Annotated in this window: 1 protein-coding gene; it reads right to left on the bottom strand. The window is 50.4% G+C overall.

Annotated elements, in window-relative coordinates:
- Window positions 1–174 precede the first annotated feature (174 nt).
- A partial coding sequence (locus tag FMR86_RS20335; RefSeq protein ID WP_203545055.1) for a S26 family signal peptidase occupies window positions 175–367 on the bottom strand: 193 nt, incomplete at its 5' end.

Below are 367 nucleotides of genomic sequence, written 5' to 3' on the forward strand. Positions count from 1 at the left end.
CATCGTGTTCTTCTGGATCAGTGAGCCGCAACAAATGACCCCAGAGCCATGTGATGCTGTCGCCGTTGACATGGAAAGCCGCTCCGGTCGGTCTGGCAGGACCGCCGAGGGCTTGAGATATGGCTTCCGCCACATCCCGTTTTTCCGCGATAAATAGACGCATGATCTATCCTCCTACTTTTTGAGGGCGTTAAAAAACAGCGATCTGCTATTGAACGCCCCGATGGTTAAAACAGGTACAACCCTCTGCAATTGATCAAGATTGACCAACCCGAAGTAACGGCCATCAAAGCTGTTTTCGGAATGAGTGGACAGGGCCAGACATTTGCCGGAGGGAAGAACTGTTGGTTTCAGGAAAATTGGTAAA

Source organism: Desulfovibrio sp. JC010 (assembly GCF_010470675.1).
Taxonomy (GTDB): Bacteria; Desulfobacterota; Desulfovibrionia; order Desulfovibrionales; family Desulfovibrionaceae; genus Maridesulfovibrio.